The organism is Bacillus sp. HY001, from assembly GCF_007558965.1.
Taxonomy (GTDB): Bacteria; Bacillota; Bacilli; order Bacillales; family Bacillaceae_G; genus Bacillus_A; species Bacillus_A mobilis.
Genome location: NZ_VLTE01000084.1, coordinates 1 through 2,243, shown reverse-complemented (window position 1 = coordinate 2,243; position 2,243 = coordinate 1). Strand labels below are relative to the sequence as shown.

At 31.0% G+C, this 2,243-nt stretch carries 1 protein-coding gene and 1 pseudogene; both read right to left on the bottom strand.

Translation table 11 applies throughout. The features are described from left to right. Window positions 1-1,019, bottom strand: a 1,019-nt coding sequence (locus FOT98_RS26675; RefSeq protein WP_483861241.1) for an excinuclease ABC subunit UvrA, incomplete at its 3' end; no start/stop codon positions are given. Window positions 1,020-1,264: 245 nt separating this feature from the next. Next, a pseudogene (locus FOT98_RS33080) lies at window positions 1,265-1,417 on the bottom strand (CPBP family intramembrane glutamic endopeptidase); the annotation flags it as partial. Between the last annotated feature and the right edge of the window lie 826 nt (window positions 1,418-2,243).

Below are 2,243 nucleotides of genomic sequence, written 5' to 3'. Positions count from 1 at the left end.
CCTGATAAAGTGTCTGTTCCACGATTTAGGGATAGATATCCTAAACCAATATCAATTAATGCGTTTACTTTTGATAATATTTCACGCGTTACACCCTTGGCTATTGGTTCTGTGATTTTCTGAATAAATCCAACAAGATGAATTAAATCCATGGAACAGACCTCTGCAATATTATATCCATTAATTCGGCTTGTTAATGTTTTTGAATTTAACCTTGTCCCCTTACAATTCGGACAGTTTTTTTTAGTAACAACAGCTTCAATTGCTGCTTTGTGATGTCGACCTTCAGCGCTTTGAATAATGGAACGTTTTATCCTAGGTACCAAGCCTTCATATAACGCAGTTTTCCCCCATTCTTTAGGAGGGTTTTCTAATTTTTGACGCGGGGCATGCATAAACATTTCAAATTCTTCTGGAGTATAGTCTTTAAGTGGTTTGTCCAAATCAAATAAACCACTATTGGCGTATCCTTCCCATCGCCAAGTTCCTGGTCCAAAACTAACGAAAGTAATAGCTCCTTCATTAAGTGACTTGTTCTTGTCAATTAATAGGTCTTCGTGAATCTCATCGATATATCCTAATCCTTGACAGGTAGGACACATCCCTTGAGGTAAATTAAAAGAATAATGTTCAGAATATCCAATGAAAGGTTTGCCAATCCTAGAAAACATTAATCTTATTAACGAATAAATTCCAGTATAGGTTGCTAAAGTGGATCTAGCACTTTTTCCAATCGGTTGTTGTTCGACCACAATTGCTACTGGTAAATGTTTAATATTTTCCACATGAGGTTGACCATATTTCGGTAAATATTGTTGTGTAAAACTTGGAAATGTTTCATTTAACTCCCTCCTTGATACTGCAGCTAGTGTATCAAAGACAAGTGATGATTTTCCCGATCCTGAAAGACCAACAAACACTGTCGTCTTTTTCTTTGGTATCTTTAAATGAATATTTTTCAGATTATTTTCTGTAGCATTAATTATTTCAATAAAATTATTTTCAAAAGCATTTAACATGATATACCCCCTTTTTATCCACCAATATAAGTAAGTAGAAATGTCTCTTTTTTAGTATCAATATTAGCATTAGCTTTTTTAGTTAGTGTACGCTTTCTTATCTTTTGTAAACAACATTTTTTTACAAAAATAAAATATTTATGTAACATCATTATCCATTCTAAGCCCTCTCTTCTTTTAAAGTGGCACTCATTATTAATTCACTAAATGGTTCTTATTTCAAATAAATACATCTGTAATGGATGGAATATACTCTTATCTAAAATACTACCGATCATCTGCGCTAGAAATACTAATATGATCCCCTTTAAAATCTATATGATTGCATTTCTTGATAATTAAATTGATAGCTTGGAATTATTAATGATTTATTTATTATATATAAGAAAATAGATTATTTGTGTTATTATATTTACCTCTCGTCTTTTATTAAATTTACGATTTTATAGAAACTTAAGTATATAAGACAATTTGTATTAATCTCCTGTGTATATGTCATGCTTTCTAAATAATAAACTAAAAATATTCTTCAACATATATTTTTTAAACGACTTCTTGATATGAGAAATACCTTCCCAATACTCTTTCTCTTTCTACAATTGACTCTCAACAAAATTCCATTCGCCTTTAAGATCAATAACATGCATTGAAAAACAAATTCTTATTTCTTTAACTTAGGACTTCCAATCCTCCTATTGCAACAAATAATGGTATTGTAATAGGAGGATTTACAATTTTCCCATTATCAAACTGATAAAATAGCCAGTACAAAGAACCACCTCTCTTTTTCAAAAATAAAGATTTTATTGGATTCCATCACCATTAGGCAAAAGTCACATATATTATCATGGATTGTTATTCATAGTTATGGTCGGAGCACCCTGGTCAGGTGCTCTTTTTTTACCCATTTAATAAAATCGTTATTTCAAATGAACACTTACTTATCAATTAATCACCTCTTTTTTCAAAAATAAAGATTTTATTGGATTCCATCACGATTGGGCAAAAGTCACATATATTATTATGGATTGTTATTCATAGTTATGGGCGGGGCACCCTGGTCAGGTGCCCTTTTTTTACCTATTTAATAAAATCGTTATTTCAAATGAACATTTACTTATCAGTTAAAATCTTTCTATAAATTGTATAGAGTTCCATGGGGAATTGTTGATATATATAACCCATCTGCTGAAATCACTATAGGATTGTAATATCCAGTAGATG